This window comes from Blautia faecis, from assembly GCF_020554845.1.
Taxonomy (GTDB): Bacteria; Bacillota; Clostridia; order Lachnospirales; family Lachnospiraceae; genus Blautia_A; species Blautia_A faecis.
On sequence record NZ_JAJCIA010000002.1, the window covers coordinates 172,593 to 197,572 of the forward strand.

General features: G+C 41.4%; 27 protein-coding genes and 2 pseudogenes. 21 read left to right on the forward strand and 8 right to left on the reverse strand.

The features are described 5' to 3' along the window. The first annotated feature begins 78 nt into the window (after positions 1-78). The 17 genes and pseudogenes from LIZ66_RS01940 (at position 79) to LIZ66_RS02020 (ending at position 17,067) form a co-directional block, all read left to right on the forward strand. On the forward strand, positions 79-831 hold the full coding sequence (locus LIZ66_RS01940) for an ABC transporter ATP-binding protein (RefSeq protein WP_118583868.1): 753 nt from the start codon (positions 79-81) through the stop codon (positions 829-831). A gap of 178 nt (positions 832-1,009) precedes the next feature. Continuing rightward, positions 1,010-2,335, forward strand: a complete 1,326-nt coding sequence (locus LIZ66_RS01945) for a Na+/H+ antiporter NhaC family protein (RefSeq protein ID WP_227200056.1) — start codon at positions 1,010-1,012, stop codon at positions 2,333-2,335. Between the two features lie 37 nt (positions 2,336-2,372). Beyond that, positions 2,373-3,407 (forward strand): alcohol dehydrogenase, encoded by a 1,035-nt coding sequence (locus LIZ66_RS01950; RefSeq protein WP_195991404.1) that lies wholly within the window; start codon positions 2,373-2,375, stop codon positions 3,405-3,407. An 88-nt stretch (positions 3,408-3,495) separates the two neighbouring features. Next, on the forward strand, positions 3,496-4,848 hold the full coding sequence (locus LIZ66_RS01955; protein ID WP_173769751.1) for an MFS transporter: 1,353 nt from the start codon (positions 3,496-3,498) through the stop codon (positions 4,846-4,848). 152 nt (positions 4,849-5,000) lie between these two features. Next, a complete protein-coding gene (locus LIZ66_RS01960; protein ID WP_195983050.1) occupies positions 5,001-5,996 on the forward strand; it encodes an alpha/beta fold hydrolase in 996 nt (331 codons plus the stop codon). Positions 5,997-6,313: 317 nt separating this feature from the next. After that, positions 6,314-6,817, forward strand: coding sequence for a gamma carbonic anhydrase family protein (locus tag LIZ66_RS01965; protein ID WP_195983051.1), 504 nt, complete (start codon positions 6,314-6,316; stop codon positions 6,815-6,817). 4 nt (positions 6,818-6,821) lie between these two features. Beyond that, positions 6,822-9,806, forward strand: a complete 2,985-nt coding sequence (locus tag LIZ66_RS01970; protein ID WP_195983052.1) for a DEAD/DEAH box helicase — start codon at positions 6,822-6,824, stop codon at positions 9,804-9,806. Positions 9,807-9,819: 13 nt separating this feature from the next. After that, positions 9,820-10,221: a (deoxy)nucleoside triphosphate pyrophosphohydrolase gene (locus tag LIZ66_RS01975; RefSeq protein ID WP_195700105.1), complete on the forward strand. Its 402-nt coding sequence runs from the start codon at positions 9,820-9,822 to the stop codon at positions 10,219-10,221. Positions 10,222-10,452: 231 nt separating this feature from the next. Next, positions 10,453-10,995, forward strand: coding sequence for a histidine phosphatase family protein (locus LIZ66_RS01980; protein ID WP_227200058.1), 543 nt, complete (start codon positions 10,453-10,455; stop codon positions 10,993-10,995). 152 nt (positions 10,996-11,147) lie between these two features. Then, on the forward strand, positions 11,148-12,653 hold the full coding sequence (locus LIZ66_RS01985; RefSeq protein ID WP_227200060.1) for a hypothetical protein: 1,506 nt from the start codon (positions 11,148-11,150) through the stop codon (positions 12,651-12,653). Positions 12,654-12,679: 26 nt separating this feature from the next. Further along, positions 12,680-13,792 (forward strand): heparan-alpha-glucosaminide N-acetyltransferase domain-containing protein, encoded by a 1,113-nt coding sequence (locus LIZ66_RS01990; RefSeq protein WP_118582554.1) that lies wholly within the window; start codon positions 12,680-12,682, stop codon positions 13,790-13,792. 2 nt (positions 13,793-13,794) lie between these two features. After that, a complete protein-coding gene (locus tag LIZ66_RS01995) occupies positions 13,795-14,820 on the forward strand; it encodes a transglutaminase domain-containing protein (RefSeq protein WP_195380190.1) in 1,026 nt (341 codons plus the stop codon). 322 nt (positions 14,821-15,142) lie between these two features. Then, positions 15,143-15,925: a ZIP family metal transporter gene (locus LIZ66_RS02000; protein ID WP_195380191.1), complete on the forward strand. Its 783-nt coding sequence runs from the start codon at positions 15,143-15,145 to the stop codon at positions 15,923-15,925. Between the two features lie 17 nt (positions 15,926-15,942). After that, positions 15,943-16,131: pseudogene (locus LIZ66_RS19750) on the forward strand (hypothetical protein); the annotation flags it as partial. 12 nt (positions 16,132-16,143) lie between these two features. Further along, positions 16,144-16,524 (forward strand): class I SAM-dependent methyltransferase, encoded by a 381-nt coding sequence (locus LIZ66_RS02010; RefSeq protein ID WP_226840933.1) that lies wholly within the window; start codon positions 16,144-16,146, stop codon positions 16,522-16,524. A gap of 14 nt (positions 16,525-16,538) precedes the next feature. Further along, positions 16,539-16,670 (forward strand): annotated as a pseudogene (locus LIZ66_RS18925) (transglutaminase); the annotation flags it as partial. 40 nt (positions 16,671-16,710) lie between these two features. Next, complete coding sequence (locus LIZ66_RS02020) at positions 16,711-17,067, forward strand: class I SAM-dependent methyltransferase (RefSeq protein WP_204453886.1); 357 nt, start codon at positions 16,711-16,713, stop codon at positions 17,065-17,067. 580 nt (positions 17,068-17,647) lie between these two features. Here the strand turns inward: LIZ66_RS02020 and LIZ66_RS02025 are convergent. From LIZ66_RS02025 to LIZ66_RS02050, 6 genes are read right to left on the reverse strand one after another with little or no spacing between them, the layout of a single operon-like run. Beyond that, the gene (locus LIZ66_RS02025) at positions 17,648-19,012 is read right to left on the reverse strand and encodes a sensor histidine kinase (RefSeq protein WP_227198819.1); all 1,365 of its coding nucleotides are present in this window, start codon (positions 19,010-19,012) and stop codon (positions 17,648-17,650) included. Next, entirely contained in the window at positions 19,003-19,665 is a 663-nt protein-coding gene (locus tag LIZ66_RS02030) for a response regulator transcription factor (RefSeq protein WP_227198818.1), read from the reverse strand. The genes LIZ66_RS02025 and LIZ66_RS02030 overlap by 10 nt, the downstream gene beginning before the upstream one ends. 38 nt (positions 19,666-19,703) lie before the next feature. Then, positions 19,704-20,081, reverse strand: a complete 378-nt coding sequence (locus LIZ66_RS02035) for a NisI/SpaI family lantibiotic immunity lipoprotein (RefSeq protein WP_025580194.1) — start codon at positions 20,079-20,081, stop codon at positions 19,704-19,706. Beyond that, on the reverse strand, positions 20,074-20,817 hold the full coding sequence (locus LIZ66_RS02040; protein ID WP_025580193.1) for a lantibiotic immunity ABC transporter MutG family permease subunit: 744 nt from the start codon (positions 20,815-20,817) through the stop codon (positions 20,074-20,076). The genes LIZ66_RS02035 and LIZ66_RS02040 overlap by 8 nt, the downstream gene beginning before the upstream one ends. A gap of 2 nt (positions 20,818-20,819) precedes the next feature. Further along, positions 20,820-21,566 (reverse strand): lantibiotic immunity ABC transporter MutE/EpiE family permease subunit, encoded by a 747-nt coding sequence (locus LIZ66_RS02045; protein ID WP_178881258.1) that lies wholly within the window; start codon positions 21,564-21,566, stop codon positions 20,820-20,822. Then, positions 21,567-22,271, reverse strand: coding sequence for a lantibiotic protection ABC transporter ATP-binding protein (locus LIZ66_RS02050; RefSeq protein ID WP_173722862.1), 705 nt, complete (start codon positions 22,269-22,271; stop codon positions 21,567-21,569). Positions 22,272-22,602: 331 nt separating this feature from the next. On the opposite strand from LIZ66_RS02050, the gene LIZ66_RS02055 reads away from it, so the two are divergent. Further along, positions 22,603-22,839: a helix-turn-helix domain-containing protein gene (locus LIZ66_RS02055; protein WP_118064609.1), complete on the forward strand. Its 237-nt coding sequence runs from the start codon at positions 22,603-22,605 to the stop codon at positions 22,837-22,839. A 215-nt stretch (positions 22,840-23,054) separates the two neighbouring features. On the opposite strand, the gene LIZ66_RS02060 is transcribed toward LIZ66_RS02055, so the two are convergent. Both LIZ66_RS02060 and LIZ66_RS02065 read right to left on the reverse strand, forming a co-directional pair. Next, positions 23,055-23,219 (reverse strand): transposon-transfer assisting family protein, encoded by a 165-nt coding sequence (locus LIZ66_RS02060; RefSeq protein ID WP_195392268.1) that lies wholly within the window; start codon positions 23,217-23,219, stop codon positions 23,055-23,057. Between the two features lie 3 nt (positions 23,220-23,222). Further along, positions 23,223-23,363: a hypothetical protein gene (locus LIZ66_RS02065; RefSeq protein ID WP_021651320.1), complete on the reverse strand. Its 141-nt coding sequence runs from the start codon at positions 23,361-23,363 to the stop codon at positions 23,223-23,225. 144 nt (positions 23,364-23,507) lie between these two features. Between LIZ66_RS02065 and LIZ66_RS02070 the strand changes: the two genes are divergently transcribed. The 3 genes from LIZ66_RS02070 to LIZ66_RS02080 are packed head-to-tail and all read left to right on the forward strand — an operon-like array spanning position 23,508 to position 24,680. Beyond that, a complete protein-coding gene (locus tag LIZ66_RS02070) occupies positions 23,508-23,672 on the forward strand; it encodes a hypothetical protein (RefSeq protein ID WP_226838171.1) in 165 nt (54 codons plus the stop codon). Positions 23,673-23,719: 47 nt separating this feature from the next. After that, a complete protein-coding gene (locus LIZ66_RS02075) occupies positions 23,720-24,484 on the forward strand; it encodes a carboxymuconolactone decarboxylase family protein (RefSeq protein ID WP_195392267.1) in 765 nt (254 codons plus the stop codon). A gap of 16 nt (positions 24,485-24,500) precedes the next feature. Continuing rightward, on the forward strand, positions 24,501-24,680 hold the full coding sequence (locus tag LIZ66_RS02080; RefSeq protein ID WP_330386277.1) for an aldo/keto reductase: 180 nt from the start codon (positions 24,501-24,503) through the stop codon (positions 24,678-24,680). The last annotated feature ends 300 nt before the right edge of the window (positions 24,681-24,980 follow it).

Sequence of the window (24,980 nt, forward strand, 5' to 3'; positions counted from 1 at the left end):
TCTGTCAGGAAAATTTACCCCGATTTTTGCGGAAAATGGAACTGGTTATAGAAGTAGCACTGTGTATAAGGAACGAATATGTCATCAGAACAAAATAAAGTGATTTTAAGAGCAGAACATATTTCAAAAACATACGGTGAAAAAAAGGTTTTGGAGGACATTTCCATTTATCTGGAGCAGGGGGAACTGGTTTCCCTTCTGGGAGTCAGCGGTTCCGGAAAGACCACATTGTTCAATGTGCTTTCCGGTATTATCCCACCTGATGAAGGAAAGGTCTATCTGAAAGATCAGGATGTGACTTCCACACCTGGAAGCATCAGTTACATGTTGCAGAAGGATCTTCTCCTTCCCCACAAGAAAGTGATCGACAATGTAGCACTTCCCCTTGTACTGAAAGGCGTGAAGAAAGCAGAAGCCAGGGAAAAGGCCAATCCGCTTTTTGCAGAATTTGGTCTGGAAGGCACCCAGTATCAGTATCCAAGCCAGCTGTCCGGTGGTATGCGTCAGCGTGCGGCTTTGCTTCGAACCTATTTAAGTTCCAGCGGAGTTGCCCTTCTGGATGAGCCTTTCAGTGCACTGGATACATTGACAAAGGCCAGCGTGCATAAATGGTATCTGGAAGTTATGCAGCATATTGATCTGTCTACCTTGTTTATCACCCATGATATTGATGAGGCCATTCTTTTGTCCGACCGGATTTACATTCTGAACGGAACTCCGGGAACCATCAAAGATGAGATCGTGATCCAGGAGAGAAAACCCAGGGCAGCGGATTTTGCATTGTCAGAAGAATTTTTGGAATATAAGAGACGGATTATCAGTAAGCTATAGTTTTTTTGGTTGATGAAAATAAAACTTCCCGGCAGGTTTCATACTTTTGAGTTTGAGCGCTCAGAAGCAGAAGCCTGCCGGGATCTTTTTATATAAAATATCCAGTTGACTTGCTATTGTGAAGCGGACACAAAAATGATACTATTAGTACTATAACTAAGAAGGAGAAAAGTGTAGGATGAGGAAAAATGAAAAAAGAAATGGAAAAGCACTGCTTCCTATAGTAGTGTTTGTTGTTTTGTATCTGGGGCTTGGCATATTATTTGAGTATGGCCTGGATATCGAGATGGGATTTTATAAAATCCCCGTTGTTGTAATATTTCTGGTTGCATTACTTGTTGCCTGTATACAGAACCGCGAGCTTAAATTGAATGATAAGCTGGAAGTTATGGGGATGGGAATCAGTGATCCTAACATTATTACAATGATCATAATTTTTATGCTGTCAGGTATTTTTGTAGGTATAGTCGGAAGAACATCCGCAAACAGTGTTGCATATTTTATTTTGTCACTGGTTCCGCCTCAGTTTGCAGTTGTTGTGCTTTTTGTGGTCAGCTGTTTTGTTTCTCTTGCAATGGGTACCTCTGTAGGAACAATTACACTGATCGTTCCAATTGGAGTTGCAGTAGCAAGGGTATCCGGATTTGCACTGCCGGTTTGTATTGGTTCTGTCATGAGCGGCGCCATGTTTGGAGATAATCTGTCATTTATATCAGACACAACCATTGCCGCATGTAATGGACAAGGCTGTGAAATGAAAGATAAATTTAAGGAAAATTTCTTTATTGCACTGCCGGCTGCCATTGCCAGCATTGTTATTCTGCTGGTTTTGTCTGTGAAAAATTATAATGGTGGATTCATCGAAGAAAAATACGATTTAATACAGACCGTTCCCTATATTCTGGTTCTTATAGGTGGTATCATCGGATTTAATGTATTTTTCGTACTGATTACAGGTATTCTAAGTGGCTCAGTTATTATGATTGCAACAGGAATGATAGCACCAACAGACCTGATCGGAAATATGGGAACTGGTGCTGCAGGGATGTTTGAAACCAGTATGGTTGCGATTCTGGTAGCTGCAATCTGTGCCCTGATCAAGGAGTACGGTGGATTTTCCGCTTTATTATACTGGATAAAGAAAGTGTTTAAAGGAAAAAAAGGCGGACTCTTGGGAATGGGATTGTTGGTTGGGTTAATGGATATTGCAACTGCCAATAATACAGTTGCGATCGTTATGGCGAACCCGATTGCAAAGGAAATGTCAAAGGATTACGGTATCAGCGCCAGAAAAGCTGCTTCTATCCTGGATACATTTTCCTGTATTTTTCAGGGGATTTTACCATACGGAGCGCAAATGCTGGTTGCTGTTTCTGCTGCAGCCAGTTTAGGAGAAGTGGTCAGCGCATTTGATATACTTCCAATGCTGCTGTATCCTTATATGCTGCTGCTTAGTTCACTTGTTTTTATATCTACTATGAAAGTTACGGATGGCAGACAGTGAATGCTTAAAAATCTTTTTAGAAAGTGATGAGATAAAAATGCAGACATATACATATGTTTCAAAAGGAAAATTTGAATTAATGGAAAAGCCTAAGCCTGTGCTTATAGATGACAGGGATGCTATTGTAAAGGTAACTCTTGCCAGCATCTGTTCAAGTGACCTTCATATCAAACATGGAAGTGTTCCACGTGCGGTTCCGGGGATAACAGTTGGTCATGAGATGGTAGGAATTGTAGAAGAAGTTGGAAGTGGTGTAACAAATGTGAGACCGGGAGACAGAGTAACGGTAAACGTGGAAACTTTTTGTGGGGAATGCTTTTTCTGTAAAAAAGGCTATGTTAATAATTGCACGGATAAAAATGGGGGCTGGGCTCTTGGCTGCCGCATAGACGGAGGTCAGGCAGAGTACGTGCGGGTGCCTTTTGCAGATCAGGGGCTTAACAAAATTCCGGATGAGGTTACTGACAGGCAGGCTTTGCTGGTAGGAGATGTTCTGGCTACAGGCTATTGGGCGGCACATATTTCCCAGATTACAGAAGATGATACGGTGCTGATCATCGGAGCCGGTCCTACCGGAATCTGTACGCTGCTTTGTGTGATGCTGAAGAAACCGAAGCGGATCATTATGTGCGAAAAAGACGAAAAGCGTATTGGCTTTATTAAGGAACATTATCCGCAGGTCCTTACTGTATCACCAGAAGAATGCAAGAAGTTTACGTTGGCTAACAGTGAGCATGGAGGAGCAGATGTGGTTCTTGAGGTTGCAGGAGCGGAAGCTACATTTCGTCTGGCATGGGAATGCGCAAGACCAAATGCAATTGTGACTGTGGTAGCACTTTATGATAAAGCCCAGATACTGCCTCTTCCGGATATGTACGGCAAGAATCTTACATTTAAAACCGGCGGAGTGGATGGCTGTCACTGCGAGGAAACACTGAAGCTGATTGCAGAAGGCAGGCTTGATACAGAGCCTTTGCTCACACATACTTATCCGCTTTGCAGAATTGAGGAAGCGTATGAGCTCTTTGAAAATAAGAGAGATGGAGTGATCAAAGTAGCTGTGGAATGCTAAAATTGTGCAATAGTAATGATTCGTATATTGTGAAGCGGGCACAAAAATGATACTATCATTATATAAAGAAGCAGGAGGTAAGTACGTGATGAAGAAACTTACAACAGCAAAAATATGGCAGTTTGCAGCAGGTCAGTTTGGATGGGCAATGTTGTCCGGAATCATTTCAAACTGGCTTGTGTATTTTTATCAGCCAGATGAAACCGCCATCAGCCAGGGGCAGAACGTATTTATTCCACAGGGACTGGTGGTGCTTGGCATTTTCACTATTATCGGAGGAATCACAGCCTTCGGGAGAATTTTTGATGCTTTTACAGATCCTATGATCGCGTCCTGGTCGGACCGGTGTACAGCCAAAGATGGACGGCGAATTCCATTCCTGAAATGGGCGTCCTTGCCTCTGGCACTTTCCACAGTGCTGGTGTTCTGGTCCCCGATTAATGAGAAAAGCTGGCTCAATGCAGCGTTTTTGCTGGTGATGGTTCTGGCCTATTACCTTTCCATTACAGCTTATTGCACACCGTATAATGCCTTGATTCCGGAGCTGGGACATACTCAGCAGGAGCGGCTTAACATTTCTACGGTGATTTCCTTTACATTCATTGCAGGAACTGCAGTTGCATACCTGGCACCAACTATCTGGGGTGCATTTATCCCGGCATTTGGACGTGTTGGCGCCATCCGTGTCACCTTCACGCTGATGGCAGTGGTGGCATTTATCTGCATGCTGATACCGGTATTTTGCATTCGGGAAAAGGATTACGTGGACACAGTTCCAGCAAAAGAGTCTGCTTTTCGCTCCCTGACTGCTACGTTTAAGAATGGAGAATTTTGTAAATTTGTGGGCTCCGATATTTTTTACTGGATCGCCCTTACCATGTTTCAGACAGGTCTGCCTTTCTTTGTGACCAGCCTTCTGAAGCTGCCGGAGACGATGACAACCCTGTATTTTGTGGGGATGACAGCATTGTCTTTGGTATTTTACATTCCGGTAAATAAGCTTACCCCGAAACTGGGTAAGAAAAAGATGATTCTATTTGCATTTGCTGTATTCAGTTTGGCTTATTTCTATACAGGATTTATGGGAAAAATGAGCTTTATTCCGGAAACCGTACAGGGATTGATCCTGACGGTGGTGGCAGCGCTGCCGATGGCGATTTTCGGAATTTTGCCCCAGGCGGTTGTGGCAGATATCGCCCAGAGTGATTCCATCACATCCGGAAGCAACAGGGAAGGAATGTTTTATGCGGCAAGAACCTTTGCATTCAAACTGGGCCAGAGTCTTTCCATGCTGATCTTTACTGCTGTTTCTACGATTGGAGCAGGAGAGGGAACTGGTTATAGAATCGCAGCCTTTGGCGCAGCGGTGTTTTGTATGGTGGGCGGAATTATTCTGGTGTTTTATAATGAGAAGAAGATTAATGGGATTATTGGGGGATAGTAATAAAGTATTAAGACTCTCGTAAATTGTAACACATGTCGCAGTACACCTTTTTCAAAGATACTTTTGAATGAGTTGTGTTATCAGGAATGTGTGAATCGTGATGATTGTTTTTTATGATTTTATAAGCTGCTTGTAAGGGGAGTTTTGAAATGAAAATAATACAGGAAAACGAATATTTAGATACTATGAAAAATGAGGTGGAACCTTATTTAAAGGCTCATTGCCGAGATGGGTACATTCCAGGAGCAGAAGACATTTACCATGAGAAAAATGGAATTATAGGAAAAATCCATGTGAAACGTTATCTGGCAGATGATCCAAAAGGGGTGGTTGTAATCAGCCACGGCTTCACAGAAGGTGCGCCAAAATATGAGGAGATGATTTACTATTTTTTACAGGCTGGCTATCACGTATACATGCCAGAACATATGGGACACGGCCAAAGCTACCGCCTGACAGCAGATCCCTCATTAGTATATATTGATATCTGGAAGCGGTATGTAAGGGATTTTTTGAAAGTATGCCACGAAATTAAAAGGGTACATCCAGACCTGCCCCTGAACCTTTTTGCCCACTCCATGGGCGGTGCAATCAGCGCAATCGCCGCAGCCTGGGAACCCGCTCTTTTTCATAAAGTGATATTAAGCTCTCCTATGATCAAACCGCTCACTGGAGGCGTGCCATGGCCGTTGACTGTACTGATTGCCCATGCAGAATGCGTTTTGGGAAAGGAAGAGTCCTATGTCTTAGGACAGAAGCCATACGACGGAACCGACACCTTCCAAACCAGCGCTGGCACCTCTGAACCTAAATTTATAAGGTACAACAACCTGCGAAAAGAAAAACAATTTCTCCAGACCTGTGCACCATCCTATGGCTGGCTGAAGGCAGCCATAAAAATGAGCTGGTATTTAAGATACCACGGCTGGCAGAAACTCCAGTCTCCTCTGCTCATTTTCCAGGCCGAAAAAGACGATTTCGTATCCGTCCGCGCACTTCAGAAATTCGCAGCGAAAATCAGAAAGCGCGGTGCTGTCCCCTGCGAGTATGTTTACATGCCCGGGACGAAGCATGAGATATATTGTGGCGGGGATGAGACGATGGAAGTTTATTGGGATATAATAGAAAAGTTTTTAGGAAAATAAGTTTGGTGTTGCCTATAAAAGAAGATTATTAGTGTAGGAAACTCTGCTTTGCTGGAGCCCATTGCAGATGCGTTTTCCATATCTGTTACTGAACTGATTTCCGGTAATACCGTGAACAACGCTAACGTGTCCGCAAACATAAAAAAAGAAACGAGCATATTTTGGAATTAAAATAAAATTAATTTTAGAACAAAAAAATTGATATACGCCCAAGTAACTGAATGAAATAATATACAATCTCTTTTTTTGGTATGGTACTATAATGAAAACAGTCTGACATTGGTTCAATATAATATCATGAGATCGGAGAATGATAAATGAACTATAAAAATGTAAAAATAGATAAAACAGCAAAAATTGCGAAGCAGTCCGTAATCATCGGTGATGTAACAATTGGCTGTGACAGCTGTGTGCTATACTACAGTGTAATCCGCGGAGATGACGCGCCAATCGTAATCGGTGAGGAAACCAACATCCAGGAAAACTGCACAATCCATGTTAGCCGCGACCTGCCAGTGCACATTGGAAATAATGTCACAATAGGCCACAATGCCGTAATCCACAGCTGCACAATCGGCGATCGTACTTTAATCGGAATGGGCGCCATAATTCTTGACGGAGCTGAAATCGGCAGCGACTGCATCATCGGCGCCGGAAGCCTTGTCACCAAAAACACTATCATCCCAGACGGCTCCCTGGTAATGGGAAGTCCCGCGAAGATTAAAAGAAACCTTACATGGGAAGAGAAGATTGGGATTGTGGAGAATAGTAAGGAATATGTGATTGTGTCAGAAGAAATGTGGAAGCAGGGAGTGTTATAAACAAATGAGCAAAATTGATGAAATGCGATCCGGTTTTGAAACTGCATATATAGACGGGGCTGTTGCATCTGGTAGTACATATCGTCCTAGATTTGTATCAAACAATTACAAAAAAGGGAAAAAGGTTCTTTCATCCATAGAAGATGAGCTTTTGACATGCGACCGTTTTCAGATTAGTGTAGCTTTTATTACTATGAGCGGTATCACTCCATTGCTTCAGACACTAAAAGAACTTGAAAAAAGAAATATTCCAGGTGAAATTCTGACTACTAATTATCTGAATTTCAGCGAACCAAGAGCTTTGGAGAAACTTAATTCATTATCTAACATTACTTTGAAAATGTTCGATGTAGAAAGAGCAGCCGAAGGCTTCCATACAAAGGGATATATTTTTAAAAAAGACGAAATATATCGCATTATAATTGGAAGCTCCAATATCACCAGCGCCGCACTTACCAGCAATCGTGAATGGAATACCAAGCTGCTTTCAACAGAACAAGGCGAAATGGCGAAAGAAATTGTTGCTGAGTTCAGAGAATTATGGAACTCATCCTATGCCCTATTTTACGATGAATTTTATGAAAATTACAAAGAACGTTATAAGATAATAAAGCATCAAAGAGAAATTGCCAAAGAACAAGAAATTACTTCAATTGAAAGCTATAAATTGAAACCCAATAGTATGCAGGTGAAGTTCATTACAAACCTTCGGAAAATAGTGGAATCAGGAGAGCAAAGAGCACTCTTGATTTCTGCAACAGGAACGGGAAAAACTTTTGCCTCGGCCTTTGCGATGCGGGAATTAGGTTACAAACGAGTACTGTTCCTGGTACATAGAGGTCAATTAGCAAGACAGACGAAAAAATCTTACGAAAAGGTCTTTGGAAAGTCTGTTTCTATGGGGCTGGTAGGTGCTGGGTATCATGAGTATGATGCGGATTACATTTTTGCTACAGTTCAAACGTTGAATCGTAATGAGCATTTATTCCAATATGAAAAGGATGCATTTGACTGTATTATTCTGGATGAGGCTCATCATGTTCCAGCCAATACTTATCAGAAAGTAATGAAACATTTTACTCCGAAGCTTTGGCTTGGTATGACAGCAACTCCGGATAAAAGAGATGATAATATGGAAGGCAGAAATGTCTATGAGCTTTTCAATTATCAGATCGCATACGAGATTCGGCTTCAACAGGCAATGGAAGAAAATCTGCTTTGTCCGTTCCATTATTTTGGAATAACAGATTTATCAATTATTGGTGATGCTGAAAATGCCTGTAGAGATTTTTCTATGTTGACAAGTGATGAGAGAGTAAAACATATTATCGGTCAAGCTGATTACTATGGCTACAGTGGAGAAAAAGTCAAAGGGCTAATCTTTTGTAGCAGTATAAAAGAAACAGAGAAACTGTCTGCGAAGTTTAATCAAATAATGAATCCTTCCACTGGACGTAAGTTTAGAACAATAGCGCTTAATGGGAATGCTTCTGAATCGGAAAGACAAGCTGCTTTTGAAAGATTGGCAATGAACGATGATGAAGCAACAGATGACAACCAGCCGTTGGATTATATTTTCTCTGTCGAAATACTAAATGAAGGTGTGGATATTGTTGAGGTTAACCAAGTTATTATGCTTAGACCAACGCAGTCCCCAATTGTTTTTATTCAACAACTTGGACGAGGTTTGCGAAAAGCCAAGGGAAAGGAATATGTAGTTATTCTGGATTTTATTGGAAATTATAATAACAATTTTATGATTCCAATTGCGCTATCTGGGGATAGAACTTACAATAAAGACAATATTCGTAGATACATTATGGAAGGCGGAAGGATAATTCCAGGAGCTTCTACCGTACATTTTGATGAAATTAGCCGGAAAAGAATTTTTGCATCTGTAGATAATGCAAACTTCAGTGATATTAAGCTTATCAAAGAAAATTACACGAATCTGAAGAATAAGCTTGGAAGGATTCCAAACCTTCGTGATTTTGATGATTACGGAGAGATGGATGTTATTCGGATTTTTGACAATAACAGTCTTGGTTCCTATTACAAATTCCTGGTGAAATATGAAAAAGAATATAAAGTTCGGTTGTCCTTGGATGAGGAAAAGGTAATTGAATTTGTATCTAAAAAATTAGCAAATGGAAAACGTATACAGGAACTTCAACTGTTAAAACGGATGCTCACGTATTCTCATGGGTTTCCTAAATTAGGCCTCTTTGCAGAGCTTTCCAAAGATATGAAATCATATGGAAAAGAACTTAGCCAGGATCAAAAAGAAAATATTGTAAATGTGATGACAAATGAATTTCCTGCTGGAACAGGTAAGAAGACCTATTCTCAGTGTGTGTTTATTGAAGAAGCTGGAAATGACTATAAACCAACGAAATCGTTTGTGGAAATGTTATCAAATGATGATTTTTATAATATCCTTAAAGAATTGGTTGATTTTGGAATAAACCGCTACGAAAGAGATTACAGGAATAGTTATGCTAAGACTGATTTGGTTTTATATCAAAAATATACTTATGAAGATGTTTGCCGCTTGCTGAATTGGGCACAAAATGAAGTGCCTTTAAATATTGGTGGTTACAAGTTTGACAAAAAGACAAAAACATTTCCTGTATTTATCAATTATGATAAAGAAGAAAATATTAGCGATACTACCAAATATGAGGATCATTTTATTCCTGGCTTTCGAGATCGCCTAATTGCAATTTCGAAATCTGGAAGAAGCTTGCAGTCAGAGGATGTACAGAATTTCTTAAAAGCGAAAGAGCGAGGAATCCAAGTGGAACTTTTTGTACGAAAAAACAAAGATGACAAAATTTCCAAAGAATTCTATTATCTTGGCACTATGACTGCAAGTGGAAAAACGAAAGAATTTAAAATGGCAAATACAGAAAAAACAGCAGTGGAGATAGAGTGGATTCTTGATGTACCTGTAAGAGAAGATATTTATGAGTATATTGTGAATTCATGATGAGGAGAAGATTATGAAAACAGTTAGAGTAGTTGCAGCCGTAATAAAAGCTGTTAATGAAAAAAGCGAACCCATTATTTTTGCAACCCAACGTGGCTACGGTCCCTTAAAAGGCGGCTGGGAATTTCCCGGTGGAAAAATAGAACCTGGCGAGACACCGCAGGAAGCGTTAAAACGTGAAATTATGGAGGAACTTGATACAGAAATTGCAGTGGGAGAGTTAATTGATACCATCGAGTATGACTATCCAGATTTTCACCTTTCCATGGACTGCTTTTGGTGCGAGATTGTGAAAGGGGATCTTGTGTTAAAAGAACATGAAGCCGCAAAATGGCTGACGAAGGAAAAAATGGGAGATGTAGAATGGCTGCCAGCGGATGTGACGGTGATTAAGGCGATTAGCGTAAGAATGTAAGAACAAGGTGGAATATGTGGAATGATATAGCAAATATATCGGCTATTGCTACTTTGCTTTTATTTGTATTTTATTTTCTTGGACGATTGTGACGCACATCTTGCAGAAAGCCTTTTTAAACATGCTCTAGGAATTTTGCACCTTATATTGGATTTACGGAAGCAGAGGTAAAGACGCTTACCGAGAAATATAACCAGGATTATGAGAAGAAAATAACGGGAGGAACTCACCATGGGACATTTCTATTTTATCCGACACGGGCAGACCGTGTGGAATGTTGAGAACAAAATTTGCGGGGCTACAGACAGTCCGCTTACAGAATATGGACGCGAGCAGGCAAAGAAGACGGGACAGAAGATTCTTACAGAGGGGGTTAAGGCAGATGAAATCCTTTGCTCTCCGCTTAGCAGGGCGGCAGATACGGCTCAGTTGATTTCGGAAATGACAGGAATTCCATACAGGGTGGAACCAAGGCTGATTGAGCAGAATTTTGGAAAATGGGAGTCCACTCCTCGGGATGGGAAGGATTTCAAGAAAGCAAAGGAGTTTTTTGCATGCAGTCATGAAGGTGGAGAATCCACACTCAGGCTGGCGCAGAGAATCTATAATCTTCTTGATGAAATAAAAGCAGAGTCCGATAAAAAGACCTACATCCTGGTTGCTCACAACGGAATCGCCAGAGTGGTACAGTCCTATTTTACGGACATGACAAATGGGGAATATGCTGCATTTGGAGTAAAAAACTGTGCTGTGGTTCGATATGATTTTAAATGACAAAAGAATATTCGGAATATGAATGATTATTTTGAAACGGTAAGTAATCTTGAGGTAATTAAGCCGGAAAAGAAACGAATAACTCTGCGCCATTATCCTGATTAAAGAGGCAAACGAAGGAGAACAGGGAAAAGAGACTGGAGAAAAACTAAATGATAGTTAATAAATGTTCGGAAATTTTATTAGCAAAATCAAAAAAACTATATGGGAACTACCGGGATAACTGTACAGTTGTCCAGAGAATGCTGGAAAAATATAAAAAGTTATATCCTAATATTTCTGATTATTCTATAATGCATTTTATCGATATTGCAGAATTTTGTGATATGATAATGGATAAGCAGAAACTGGAAAATTTGAATGAAGATGAGTGCTACTGCCTTTTGTCTGCAGCGTTATTTGCACATATTGGATTTGGCTTAAATCAGGAAATTATGAATAGATATGTGGACAAGCTTGGAATTCAGAAGCAGGCAGAAGAGCTTACGTTCTTTCAGGTTATGAGTAAATATCATGTTTTGTTCAGTGCATGTCTGCTGGAAGAATACGGCGATATATTTGAATTTCCATCAGATCTGCATAAATATGCCATAATCCGTATGCTTCACTTTATCGGTGAAAATGGTACAGCACCTGTTCAGTTAGAAGAAGCTTTGGTGTTGAACAATCAAAATGTTATCAGGCTGAAGGAACTGGCAGCTGTGTTAGCTGTTGGAAACCAGCTGGCAGAACTAAAAAATGCAAATATTGATTTGAGCTATGACAAGTTCGACAAATATAATTCCGAAGAAATCGTTGGATTTGTTGAAAGAAACGTGGTAAGAAGTATTAAGGTAAAAGATGGCAAGCTGGTGATAGAAGCAGGCGGTTCGGATTCGGCTTATACACTGATTGAGCGGAAGGTAAATTTAATTATTGATAATTTCGGGAAAATTGTCAGTAGTCTGTCTAATCGGTCAGACCACAGTTTTGATCTTTTTTCTATTGCTTCCATAGAGCTTCACCGCCTTCCGTCTGCGGAAACAGCTGAAAAAATCTATCTGAACAAAGAAATCGAAGAATTATGGACAGATGAGGACAGGAAACTGTTTCAGAAGCTTTCTCCTGAGGAAAGAGTGTTTTATGCCGATTATTTATCCACAGAATTCGAGACAACCAAATTCCTTGTAGAGTTCGCGAAAACCAACAAAGCCGTACTGGAAGGATTAGAGTACAGAGTGAAATCACCGAAATCCTTGTACAATAAGCTTTATCAGAGAGTAGAGAAATCCTTCTTTGATTCGCTGGCGGATGTAGTCCGTTATACGATCATACTGGATCCGGAAGATTATGTAGAACAGATCCGTTCTGTTATAACGGCTTTGTCTGAGAAAAACTGGAAAATTTATGCATTAAAAAATTATTGGACTAATGACAGTTTTCCATACAATGGCGTGAATACCAAATTTAAAAATCCGCGCAACTACCGAATTGAAATCCAGTTTCATACAAAGGAAAGCTTTGATGTGAAAATGAGCAAGGAAGACCACGACTTGTATGAGCAGAGAAGAGTCCTTGAGCCTGGATGTGATGAGTATAACAGGATATTGCAGCTGCAGCTGAACTTATATTCTAATATGGAGTATCCAAAAAACATTGCACTTTTAGATAATATTTGAACAAATTAAGGAAAAGGGGAAGAAATATGTTTTCTTTAAAAGAAAAAGAAGTAAATACTGGACGCCAGAGAGAGCTTGACCTGGTAAAAGGCTTTCTGATGATCATGATTGTATTTATACATTCCTTTCAGACAATTGCAGGTGCAGCAGCGGCAGAGTCAAGTGTACATAAAATTATGTTTGCCCTGTTTATGCCTACCGGAGCCTGCTTATATCTGTTTACCATGGGTTTTGGAAGTGTTTTTACACGTCATTCCCAGCCAAAGGACATGGTCAGAAACGGTATAAAACTGTTGATTTACCAAGGCATAAGCAATTTGTGCTATGCGGCAGTCATGACGGTCAGCTACGCCATTAGAAATTCTATTACAGGAGAAGTAGCAGGCAGCAGGGAAGTATTTGAAGCAAGTCGGTATTCCATGCTTACATTTGTGAATATCTTTTTCATATCCGGTATGTGCTACCTTGTACTTGCTTTGTACAGGAAATTTAATGTAAAACTTGGCGGTTACATAATAAGTGCATTGATAGTGGGAATCGTAACACCTTTTACCAAACTGCTGGTTTCTGATAATCAGGCACTTAACTGGCTTCTGGATATGACCTTTGGGGGAAAAGGTGAGACAAGCTTCTGCTTTTTTCCATATCTGAGTTATGTATTTTTAGGATATGTTTTTGCAAAAGTAATCAGAAAAGTACCAGAGGATGAAAAAGGAGCTTTTTACAAAAAGAGCGGTCTGGTATGCGGAATCGTAGCGGCAGCCTGGTTTGTAATCTGCATCGTAATGCATCCGGGTGTTGACGGATTCTTTAATTATATGATCGAACAGTATCGAACTCCCGGACTTGTGAAAGTAGTGGGAACCTTCTGCAGCATTATCCTTGTATTTGCAGTGGCATTTTTTCTCATGCCGATTATAGAAAAATGGAAATTTGTTTACAATAAGCTGTGCTATTATTCCAGGCAGATATCCAAAATGTATGCAGTGCATATTGGAGTATATTGGACGATTGCTGGTTTTGCAGCTTTTTACGAATTTAGTGTAAGAGATTGTCTGATTTTGTCAGTCGTTGTGCTGATCGTAACAGATCTACTTGTGCAGGGATATCTGAAACTGACAGATAAGCTAAAAGGATAAAAATGGAACAATACTATTATAATCATATGAACAAACCCCAGCAGGCTACTTATCACAGCATTTTTGTCGGGGTGAAAAATCTATCGGATGAAATTCAGGTTCCGGCACTTTCCGGAGAGGAGCTTTACAATATTTTTTTCCAGATGAGGCTGGACCATCCGGAAATATTCTGGGTAACTAATTTTAAATATCGTTACTACAAAGATTCGCCGAACCTGATTTTCATACCGGAATATCTTTTTGAGAAAAATAAGATCCGGGAGCATCAGAAGGCTCTGACAGCCAGGGTAGAGAAGCTTGTCCGCCCGGCACAGAAGATGTCTGAGTGGGAAAAAGAGAAATATGTGCACGATTTTATCTGCGAAAATGTCCGTTATGACAAACTGAAAAAAGCATATTCCCATGAGATCATAGGTCCTCTTGGACAGAGCGTCGGGGTATGCGAGGGCATTGCGAAAGCGGTGAAGGTTCTTCTGGATGCGCTGGGAGTATGGTGTGTGATCGCAATTTGCGGTAACAATCCGGAAAAAGGAATCAAATACCGGCACACCTGGAATATTGTGAAGATAAATGGCACATATTATCATTTAGATGCCACTTTTGACAACAGCCTGGGAAAAGATCGCGAAAACAAGGAAATCCGCTATGACTATTTCAACCTGGATGATCAGCAGATCTTTCGCGATCATGAGCCCTTGATCGCGCCTGCGCCTCATTGCAATGATCATGATCATTTTTACTACAAAGAGAAGAAATTATCATTTACCAAACAGGAGGATGTATACAAGCGGTCTTTGCAGGCTGCTAAGAAAGGAAAGGTGCTTGTTTTTCACTGGCGGGGTGGATACCTGACAAAAGAAGTATTAAATGAGCTTCTTGACCTAATCCGCAAAGCAGGCATGGAAAAAGAGAAAAACGCAATGGTCAGCATAAACTGGCCTCAGGCAGTTCTTCGCGTCCAGTATGCTGACATACAGGTACAGGAGAGTGTTATGCTGGAGGAAGCGAATGAAGGGGAGAAGGATTGATGAAATGACCCAAGGAATTTTGTGCTGAAACTGTCCAGGTTACTGTTCAGAAAAAATTAAAACATTGTTGAAAGAATTCTATTGTTATATGATTTCGTAAGTGATATACTTAAACACAAGAAGAACCGTGTAAAATTATAGTTTACTTTTTGCGCGGTTTCTTATATATGCGGTGGTTAGTTTAAACTAACAAAAAGACGGTTTGAAAGATTATAGCGAAAATATAATCAACAAGCTATAGAACTGTTACTATACCGCTGAAGAGAATTATTTTTGCTATATATATGAAAAATTTTTCGATTATACAAGGAAGGAAAATGTAATGCTAATGAATATTTTTGAAGGTATACTGATTCCGTTTGTTGGAACAACACTAGGTGCAGCATGTGTGTTTTTTATGAGAAAAACACTTAGCAAGTCAGTGCAACGTGCACTTGCAGGGTTTGCAGCAGGTATAATGGTTGCTGCTTCAATCTGGAGTCTTCTGATTCCGGCAATTAAACAATCTGAGAATATGGGAAGATTATCATTTGTTCCGGCAGTTGTTGGGTTCTGGATTGGTATTTTGTTTTTACTAGCGCTCGATCATTTGATTCCACATCTTCATGTTGGAAGTGATCAGGCAGAGGGACCGAAAAGCAAACTTGGCCGTACTACGATGATGGTGTTGGCAGTTACGTTACATAATATCCCTGAAGGTATGGCAGTTGGTGTTATGTATGCAGGATTTCTTGCTGAAAATGCACAGATTACAGCAACAAGTGCACTCGTTTTATCACTTGGAATTGCCATTCAGAATTTTCCGGAAGGAGCGATTATATCCATGCCGCTTAGGGCAGAGGGCGAAAGCAAGGGAAAGGCATTTCTCGGAGGTGTACTTTCAGGAGTGGTTGAACCGATTGGAGCAGTACTGACGATTCTTGCTGCACAGCTGGTAATCCCGGCATTACCATATTTACTGAGCTTTGCAGCAGGAGCCATGTTATATGTTGTGGTTGAAGAACTAATTCCGGAAATGTCGCAGGGACAGCACTCGAATATTGGTACGCTTTTCTTTGCACTTGGATTTAGTTTGATGATGATCCTAGATGTGGCATTAGGGTAAGAGGCGAGAAATGATTCTTAACGATTATGCTGGCAGTTACATTTGAAAGCAGTTTTGGAGATAAATTTATGTATCAACATGCTATGAAGGCACCAGATGAAATGAGGGAATTGCATAAGCAGTTTTATGCTTATATGAAAAGAATGAAGAAATGCGGATGCAAGGCGAAAAGGTACAGTGATTGGAGAAAAAAGCATGAAAAATGAAGAATAAAAAAAATGTCAATTAAAGAATTTACAAAAGCAGCAGGAAGATATGAAAGTAGCCATGCTGGTATTTACGAAATGTGCAAGAAAGATTATCCGGATCCACAGGCATTTTTTGACAGTGTGAAGAGATGTCTTCGCCCAAATGGAAGGTTGGTTCTTAGAGATGTGAACAGTGACAACAAAGTATTGGTATGGCTAATGAATACATTGGAAATGCCGTTGGCAAATATATGCGGACATGGAGATGTCCAGGTGCCAACAAGAGATGTGGTCATAAAATGTTGCAAAAAAGCAGGATTAAAAGTAGAAAAATTTGAAATTCGTAAAGGTATGCGAATGCATTGTGTTGTGAGAAAACCTATGGGAAAGGCGATAGGAAATGAAAGATAAGTATCTTAGGGAATGGTGTTTATGATTGTCCAGATGAACTATTGAAGGAACATCATCAAGAAATTTCAGCTTTTAAAGCATTTGCTTATAGACATATTGGAAGACACCTCATGAATCGTAATATCAGGAAGATCAGAGAACGATAGTTTTGAACTTTTAGAATTAAAATTAAATTTGGAGGGTAATTTGGCAGACAAAATACAAAATGCTTATGAAACATCAAAAAATATATATGACGATGTTCTTACTCAAAGAAATATTTTCAGTAAACTGTATATTAAGTTATTTTGGAGTGGCACTGATGATAATGATATAGCACGAAAAGTTTTAGCATATGTTCCTGATGACTTTTCAGGAAATCTTCTTGATGTTCCGGTTGGAACTGCTGTATTTACGGAAAACAAATGGAGTTCCTTGAAAAATGCACATATTACTTGCCTTGATTACAGCATAGATATGCTTGACCAAGCCAGAAAAAGACTTGGTAGTCATGCACATATCAAATGTATTCAGCGGAAAAGATACTGGCAGCGCCTCCCGTAATCATCAGGGGTAACTTTCATCTTCTCACCCCCTTTCCGTGGGGAGTGAGCAGGATGATCCTGTCCGTTGTCAGGGGCCTATGCTGGCCCTGGTCTGCTGACCGCCTCCTTTTCCATCTGATTTTTTGCCGGAAATGACAATCCGCGAAAATCGACAAAAATCGCCCGGCAGGTCGTAAACCTACCGGGCGACGATTTGAAGCGTTTTGTTGTTTTCTTACATGGTATAGTTCATACTCATAGCCGGAATATTCCCGTGGCGGGGCAAGGCTTTTTTTAAGCGGTAGAAGTGGATTAGATTATAATGATAGTAAAACAGCATGGCGGCGTCCTCCCGTGGGCCGCCATGCCTTTAACTGCTGGGAATGACAGAAAGAAAGCAGCGGCCTTGATTTCTCAAAACAGCCACCAGTGAATATAAATTAAGCGTGAAAATGGGTCTGCCCAGCAGCGGTTTTTTTCTTTTCTGCCGCTGGGCAGATGTTTTTTCTTTAGATACATGATAAGAGGAATTTTTGAAGATTCCATAAAGATTTGAAAAATGGACGGACATAAAAGACGTCCATTACACTATCGGAAAATCAGCAAGGAAGTTTCATAGTAACCTTTGCGCCGCCAGTTTCTTTTGAATTTTCTAAAATAAGCTGACCATTATGTTGTTCCATAATCGAATTTGTAATATATAGACCCATACCAAAGTGTAACTTTGAATTGCGGCTTTGATCGCCCATATAGAACCGTTCCTGTGCGTGGCATAATGCCTCTTTAGAAAACCCCGTTCCCTCGTCTGTGACTGAAATTTCCACGAAACCGTTGTTACTCTGAACATCCACATAAAGCGTTCCGCCTTGCGGGGAGTAGTCCAGCCCATTACTGATAACATTCATAATAGCACGTTCTATCAGCACCCTATCAAATTTCAGCATTTGAGGGAGTGAAACAGTATTCATTTGCAGCCGGATTTCTTTTGTCCGGCATAGTGATTCCATATAACCGAACAAGTGCTGCATGAACGCTGGCAAGTCTATACTTTCAATATGGAGCTGATAACCAACCGCCGCCCGTGATATATCAATCAGGGTTTGAATATATGACTGCATCTGGCCGGAGCTTTCCACGACGTAACCAGCGTATAATCGTTGCTCATCATCAAGATTTGTTTCTGTGAGTAAATCAGCATTTCCTTGAATAACCGTCAGAGGCGTTTTCAAATCATGGGCAAGCGCGGCGATTTGCACTTTCTGTGTCTGTTCGGTTTTCCATTGCCGTTCTAACGAAATTTTCAGATTATCTTTCATATCTGAAAAAGATGCAAGGATATCTTCAAACTCTTTGATTTTGGCATGTCCTACTTCAAAATCAAGGTTTTGCTTTGAAACCTCCGCAGTTGCTTCAAAAAGCGGGGTCAGTTGTGTACGCAGGTTCTTAGCAAATCTGGCGGTCAGTATGATAATGACCAGCAGCGAATTTACAGCCATCAGGATAAACGCAAGCGTGTCAGGAGATGGAAAATATTCCGGTAGCCATGACACTGTAAATTGAGAACCAATATAATAGCTTAAAACGCAAAATTCGTTTTCCCGGACAACAAGTGCAAACTGCCTCCCCGTAGCATATTCAATATATTCTCCCTTTGCGTACAGCAGGGCAATTTCTTTTTCATCATCGTCCATATTGCTGTAAAGCTCATTAAAGTTCTTGTCCAGAATTAAGTAGCCGCATCCCTGTGGAATCACAACCTTTGTAATATCCGGGGCAATCGTCAGCGTTGGAATGATCTCTTTTACCTGCAATTCACTTAGATTTGCTCTTGTAGCTAATCCAGCATTTACAGCAAGTCCCTCCAAACCAGAAGGGACAATAATTGCCGCTACCAGCATGACAATGAGGGAGATAGCAAACTGGCGAAACAATATTTTCAATGTAGGTTTCTTTTTCACTCCCATTTATATCCTATCCCCCATACGGTGCTGATCGGACTTATTTTGAAATGCTCCAATTTCGCACGAATATTTTTTATATGCGTTGAGATCGTAGAGTTATCGCCTATTCCATCAAACCCGAAAACGGCTTCATAGATTTGTTCTTTTGTAAAAACCTGTCCCCGGTTTTTCGCAAGGTATTCACAGATTGAATACTCGCTTTTGGTAAGGGGAACCGGCTGTTCTGAAACATACAGTATCTTTGCGGAAAGGTCAAATCTTATATCAGGCTCAAATGAAAGTGTGCTGTGATGCTCCCTTTTTTCTCTGCGTAAATGTGCCGCGACACGGGCGCGAAGCTCCTGAATACGAAAAGGTTTCGTAATATAATCATCCGCACCGATGCCCAATCCAAACAATATATCTTCCTCTAATGTCTTTGCGGTCAGAAAGAGAATCGGGCAGTCTACCATATTCCTGATCTGTTTGCAAAACTCAAACCCGTCTGTGCCAGGCATCATCACATCCAAAAGAATGAGGTCATAGAAATGCAGCTTTTTGATGTCTACATCATCCGCATTTTGACAGACTGTTATCAAATATCCATCTTTCCCCAAACTGTTCTTAATCAATTCCAAGATAGAAACTTCATCGTCAACTACAAGTAAGTGGGTCAAAAAATCACCTCCCGCCCCATTATACCACGTTGTCGAGGTTACTCATCATTATTTTTAATGTCAGCTTTCCGATATTCATTGTTGATATTTACAGCTACGGCATTGCTTATATCCACATCCACAATACTGTAAACGTAGCCGAAACTGAAATCTTCCCCCGCCACATTTTTGAAGCGTTTCGATACCTGCCCGATTTCTTCTTGCAGTTCTGACATTTCAAGACATTCATCCGTTATGGTATATGTCAGGCCGTTATATGAAATTTCATCATAGTTTGCGGCGTTCAGCTCATAATACGGCAGAGATTCATTTAACGCCTTATTTTTATCGGCGGTATCGCGGAGCGCACCGCAGGCCGATAAGCATATAAGACTTACAAGCACAATTACCACGGCAAACAGGCACTTTTTATTCACTGTTTTTACCTCCCTCCCAACCATGAAACCAAACCAAACTGGCAATCAGCAGACAAACAGTGCAGCATACAGAAATAATCATACCGCTGAAAAAATCGGTTTTTACCTGTGCATACAGTTGGGGGCTATCCCATGCAAGCACAGTGTAATCCATAGCACGAACGCCCCAGGCCCAGGGAATATATTTCCATGTAGCGTCACCAAGCCCTGTTATCATAAGGGCAGCTATTAAACTCCCTGCAATTCCCAATCCCATAGATGCACCTTTTCCGAAGCTCATTCCCACAAACAAATGAATCAGGTAAATGGGAAGCATGGTAATCAACAATAGAATCCCTGCTTTCAGGTAAAGGCTTGCCGGAGCATCCCTATATAGTGCAGCGAATGTTCCTAACGCTAAAAATGTTGCGCCAAAAGCACAGATCATCAGAAAACCAAGTTTACCAATATACGTTGCCATGCGAGATGGGATTGTTCCCAACAAAAGCTGATAATGCCCGGCCTGATTTTCGATCTGAACAACCAGGCCCACAATAATGCCGATCAGAAACGGGAACGCAACGGCCAGCACTTCCAGATAGGCACTGATTTTGGTTGCCAGTTCCCATCTGGATATATGATAGTAACCCGCAAAAATCGCCGCACATATAATCGGAATCATGCTGTGCATATAGAGCAAAATGCTATGTTTACACTTCTGATATTCTGCTTTCCAGCAGCGAACCACAGATACCATAGTTACCCCACCTCCTTTTTCTCAAACCATCTTGCAGTTAAAAATGACAGCGCCGCAAACCAGGCCAGCGAAATGACCAATACAAGTATAATCATCCAAAATGCCATTGCCGTACTCTGATCTGCAACCGGCTCACCATTAGGCAAAATACCTAACACGGAAATCATAAGATGCGGCACCCAGCTATACGGGCAGATCATCCACAAAGAGGTTGTAGCCGTGAAAATCCCTAAAACGCTTCCAAGTCCGGCATTAAGAATAACCGTGACAAAGATACCAACTTTTTTTGATAACCATAAGCACAGCGGAACTTCCCATAGGCTTGCAATGACAATACAAGCTGTTCCGGCCGCAGCCTGCCAAATTCCGATTGTCAGGGGAATTTTGTTGATAACTAATATTGCAAAACCGCCCAACAGATTTAGCGCCAGGAAAATGAAATTCCCCACACAGGAGTAAATACCGGCCACTCCAATTTTTGCTTTCCAGACTTTGTTCTGCGAAACAGGCAATGAAGCAACGGCACGATATTTTAGTTTGCCATTATCCCGCTGTTCAATCAAGGCACAGGTGAGCGTAAGGAATCCAGGATAAAGCAGGTTATACCACCAATTATAAGAATTGAGCTGGAACCAAAGCGGGGCAAAAAAGTTCATAAGCGCAGTTACAAACGGGGCCAGAACGATCAGCGTTTTTGTGAAAGTTCTCTTATGCTTTAGGTTCTCTGCCTGAATATATGCCATCTCCATTTAATATCCCTCCTTACCATTTCTGCGAATAACATCCATAAAGAGTTGTTCCAAATCTTCACCGGCGCGAAGCTCTCCCTCATATCCAAGGACGCCGCCAGCAATGATACCCACATGATCTACAATCTGCTGGACTTCTGACAGAATATGGCTGGACAAAATAACTGTAATCCCTTTGCAGGGAAAAGAGCGAATTAACTCTCGAAGTTCCTCAATCCCTAAAGGGTCAAGGCCGTTAGTCGGTTCATCCAGAATCAAAAGCTGGGGACTGTTCAGCAATGCAATAGCAATACCAAGCCGCTGCTTCATACCAAGAGAAAACTGCCCGGCCCGTTTCTTGCCGGTATTCGTGAGTTGGACAATTTGCAATACCTCGTTAATTCGTGCATCGTCCAGGCCGAGCAATGTAGTTCTGACTTTGAGATTTTCGTATGCAGTCAGATTTTCGTAAAGCGGGGGCATCTCAATCAAAGCACCGATATGCTCCAGATCATTCCGCTTCCACGGGTGGCCGTCAAACTCGATGCTTCCCGATGTGGGGCGTAAAATGCCGGTGAGCATTTTTAAGATCGTGGATTTGCCAGCCCCATTCGGCCCCAGCAGACCATAAACCGAGTTGCGCCGGATGTTCAGTGACACATTGTTTACCGCCATTTGCCCCTTGAAATTTTTGCAGAGGTCAGTCGTTTTCAAAATCATATCCATATAATCAAGTCCTTTCTTTGATTTTACGGATAGCATACCGGGCAATTTTGAAGATTTCATAAAGATTCCCGAAAACAGAATATGAACAATACACCGTAACCGTGGAGCATATCGCAACAAAGCACCAACCTACGTATTTAGGGCCTTAAAAAGCCCTATATTTCAAGGTTTTTCCCGCATAGTCGGCGGGGTATGTGAGTGTTTTATCCTATCCCCGCCATAGTGCCGCTCTAAATGCGTATAATTTACCAGCAGAAAATCGCCGGTTTCTCTGGCTCCATACTCCCAGATATGGTATCATGGAAAAAATCAATCTGACGGGGGTATCAGGATGGACGGACAAGAAAAGCTGCTGGACTATGAAACAATCAAAGCCGCCGTTGCCGGTGAGAAGTGGGCCACAGAAAAGGTGCTGGCCCACTATGCGGACTACATCGACGAGCTTTCCACGGTGGAGATCAGGCAGCCGGGCGGCAAAGTGAAAAAAGTCATTGACGAGGATATGCGGCAGCACATTTCCTTAAAGCTGCTGGAAGCGTTGCCGAGCTTCCCGCTGGAACAAGAATAACGATCAAGAGGGCTGCACCCTCTTACGCCGCTTTGCGGCTATCACCTGCACACCTCCGAAACAGATACACCCGCTGCGCGTCTGTACCTGTTTCGGGGGCTAATAATGACTGTAACCTACGCCTTTCGGGGCTGATAACCGCCAGTTTCAAGGCTTCTCCCATACGTTTGCAGAGGTGGGCGAATACTTTATCCTATCCCCGTCAATACTGGGTTCTAAATGCGTAGGAACAGGCAAAAAGAAAAGACGCCGGACGCAAGCGTCCACATATCCCCGTCCATACCCGGCATGGCTGCGGTGATCTTGCCTATCGTCCTGCGTCGGTCTGCGTTATGGTACATACAGATCAAATTTTCTTCTTCCACGGTAAAGTGTATCATTCCTCATACCTCCAATTCATTTTTCTTGGTTCTGGCCGCCGCCTTTTTCGGGCTGGTGGCCTGTTTGCTGTCGGCAAGCTGCTTGCGGATAGATGGCCGGGGCTTGCGAATACTCACATCACGGCGCTCATCTTTGTTAATCATGGCATATACCCCGTAGCGGACATATGAAAACAATGTTGAATCGAATGTTTTCTAAATTCCAAACTTGCAGGAACCGTATTTGGCGGAGGTGCAGATGCTGTTGGCGCAATACAGGGCAATCCGGCATTAAAAGAGGCTTATGGGATGGGAAAAAAGTTTAAGGGGATGTATATGCAGAAGTGCGGCTTGAGGGACGGATCACTGGTCACGGTAACTGCATTGCTTGCGCAGGGATTAACGGATTCTTCTTTCCGTTACCATTTGGAAAGGCAGACTGTTAAATCATGGAACAAAACAGGAAATCAGTGAATAGGTAAACTCTTTATAAACAACAGTATTATGGAGGTATACAGAAAATGGGAAAAATAATACAGACAGCAGGAAAAAATACACTTGGTGAATTCGCACCGGAATTTGCACATTTTAACGATGATGTACTTTTCGGCGAAAACTGGAATAACCAGGATATCGACGTAAAAACAAGAAGCATTATCACAGTGGTTGCTCTGATGGCTTCCGGAATTACGGATTCTTCTTTAAAATATCATCTTCAAAATGCAAAAAATCATGGTGTGACACAAAAAGAGATTGCGGCAGTGATCACACATGCCGCATTCTATGCAGGTTGGCCAAAAGCATGGGCTGTTTTCAATCTTGCAAAGGAAGTGTGGGAAACAGGCGAAGGAGATTTGCCATACGAAGAGGAAGGGATGCGTGCGCATGCAAAAGAGATGGTATTTCCAATCGGTGTATCAAATGATGGCTTTGCACAGTATTTTTCCGGCAGAAGTTTTCTTGCACCGATTTCTACTTCTCAGGTTGGAATTTTCAATGTGACATTCGAACCTGGATGCAGAAATAACTGGCATATCCATCATGCAAAAAGTGGAGGTGGACAGATTCTGGTATGCGTTGCCGGAAGAGGATATTATCAAGAAGAAGGCAAAGAAGCTGTAGAAATGAAGCCAGGCGACTGCATCAATATTCCGGCAGAAGTGAAACACTGGCATGGCGCCGCACCAGATGAATGGTTTAGCCATCTTGCAATAGAGGTTCCGGGCGAAAATGGTTCTAATGAATGGCTTGAACCAGTAAGTGATGAAGAATATGGGAAATTATAATAGGAAGGTGAATGAAATGTTTGATAGAAATATTGTATTGAATAATGGAGTAAAAATTCCACAGCTTGGTCTTGGAACCTGGTTTATTGATGATGATAAGGTTGCTGACGCTGTAAAAGCAGCGGTAGAGATTGGATATAGACATATTGATACTGCACAGGCATATGGTAATGAGCGTGGCGTGGGCAAAGGTTAATCAGTGCGAAGACAGATATGTAGAGGGAAATCGAGCATCATGGAAAGCTCTTGAGGATGTAACGGACGAATTGAAAGAATAGAATCAGATGGCGTGGATACAAGCTATGAACAACATTTACAATCGGGCGGAAGAGATTGTGATTCATTAGTTGGTTCTGTAATAAAAAGTAAAATAAGCAAGACTGGATGTTATTTATACATTATGTGAATTGGAACCAGCTCGGAAACGGGCTGGTTTCTTTACTTTATAGGAAAGACCGCCTGTGGCGCTCTCTTGAATTGAAAAATGCCCGCACGG

Excerpts from the sequence above, each read along its gene's own strand:
- LIZ66_RS01985 (WP_227200060.1), top strand. The coding sequence starts at position 11,148 with ATGATAGTTAATAAATGTTCGGAAATTTTATTAGCAAAATCAAAAAAA.
- LIZ66_RS02050 (WP_173722862.1), bottom strand. The coding sequence starts at position 22,271 with ATGGATATGATTTTGAAAACGACTGACCTCTGCAAAAATTTCAAGGGG.
- LIZ66_RS02070 (WP_226838171.1), top strand. The coding sequence starts at position 23,508 with ATGGGAAAAAAGTTTAAGGGGATGTATATGCAGAAGTGCGGCTTGAGG.
- LIZ66_RS01950 (WP_195991404.1), top strand. The coding sequence starts at position 2,373 with ATGCAGACATATACATATGTTTCAAAAGGAAAATTTGAATTAATGGAA.
- LIZ66_RS02080 (WP_330386277.1), top strand. The coding sequence starts at position 24,501 with ATGTTTGATAGAAATATTGTATTGAATAATGGAGTAAAAATTCCACAG.
- LIZ66_RS02065 (WP_021651320.1), bottom strand. The coding sequence starts at position 23,363 with ATGATTAACAAAGATGAGCGCCGTGATGTGAGTATTCGCAAGCCCCGG.
- LIZ66_RS02025 (WP_227198819.1), bottom strand. The coding sequence starts at position 19,012 with ATGGGAGTGAAAAAGAAACCTACATTGAAAATATTGTTTCGCCAGTTT.
- LIZ66_RS02060 (WP_195392268.1), bottom strand. The coding sequence starts at position 23,219 with ATGATACACTTTACCGTGGAAGAAGAAAATTTGATCTGTATGTACCAT.
- LIZ66_RS02075 (WP_195392267.1), top strand. The coding sequence starts at position 23,720 with ATGGGAAAAATAATACAGACAGCAGGAAAAAATACACTTGGTGAATTC.
- LIZ66_RS02040 (WP_025580193.1), bottom strand. The coding sequence starts at position 20,817 with ATGGTATCTGTGGTTCGCTGCTGGAAAGCAGAATATCAGAAGTGTAAA.
- LIZ66_RS02000 (WP_195380191.1), top strand. The coding sequence starts at position 15,143 with ATGCTAATGAATATTTTTGAAGGTATACTGATTCCGTTTGTTGGAACA.
- LIZ66_RS01960 (WP_195983050.1), top strand. The coding sequence starts at position 5,001 with ATGAAAATAATACAGGAAAACGAATATTTAGATACTATGAAAAATGAG.
- LIZ66_RS02055 (WP_118064609.1), top strand. The coding sequence starts at position 22,603 with ATGGACGGACAAGAAAAGCTGCTGGACTATGAAACAATCAAAGCCGCC.
- LIZ66_RS01975 (WP_195700105.1), top strand. The coding sequence starts at position 9,820 with ATGAAAACAGTTAGAGTAGTTGCAGCCGTAATAAAAGCTGTTAATGAA.
- LIZ66_RS01965 (WP_195983051.1), top strand. The coding sequence starts at position 6,314 with ATGAACTATAAAAATGTAAAAATAGATAAAACAGCAAAAATTGCGAAG.
- LIZ66_RS02045 (WP_178881258.1), bottom strand. The coding sequence starts at position 21,566 with ATGGAGATGGCATATATTCAGGCAGAGAACCTAAAGCATAAGAGAACT.
- LIZ66_RS01940 (WP_118583868.1), top strand. The coding sequence starts at position 79 with ATGTCATCAGAACAAAATAAAGTGATTTTAAGAGCAGAACATATTTCA.
- LIZ66_RS01990 (WP_118582554.1), top strand. The coding sequence starts at position 12,680 with ATGTTTTCTTTAAAAGAAAAAGAAGTAAATACTGGACGCCAGAGAGAG.
- LIZ66_RS01980 (WP_227200058.1), top strand. The coding sequence starts at position 10,453 with ATGGGACATTTCTATTTTATCCGACACGGGCAGACCGTGTGGAATGTT.
- LIZ66_RS01945 (WP_227200056.1), top strand. The coding sequence starts at position 1,010 with ATGAGGAAAAATGAAAAAAGAAATGGAAAAGCACTGCTTCCTATAGTA.
- LIZ66_RS02010 (WP_226840933.1), top strand. The coding sequence starts at position 16,144 with ATGTCAATTAAAGAATTTACAAAAGCAGCAGGAAGATATGAAAGTAGC.
- LIZ66_RS01995 (WP_195380190.1), top strand. The coding sequence starts at position 13,795 with ATGGAACAATACTATTATAATCATATGAACAAACCCCAGCAGGCTACT.
- LIZ66_RS01955 (WP_173769751.1), top strand. The coding sequence starts at position 3,496 with ATGAAGAAACTTACAACAGCAAAAATATGGCAGTTTGCAGCAGGTCAG.
- LIZ66_RS01970 (WP_195983052.1), top strand. The coding sequence starts at position 6,822 with ATGAGCAAAATTGATGAAATGCGATCCGGTTTTGAAACTGCATATATA.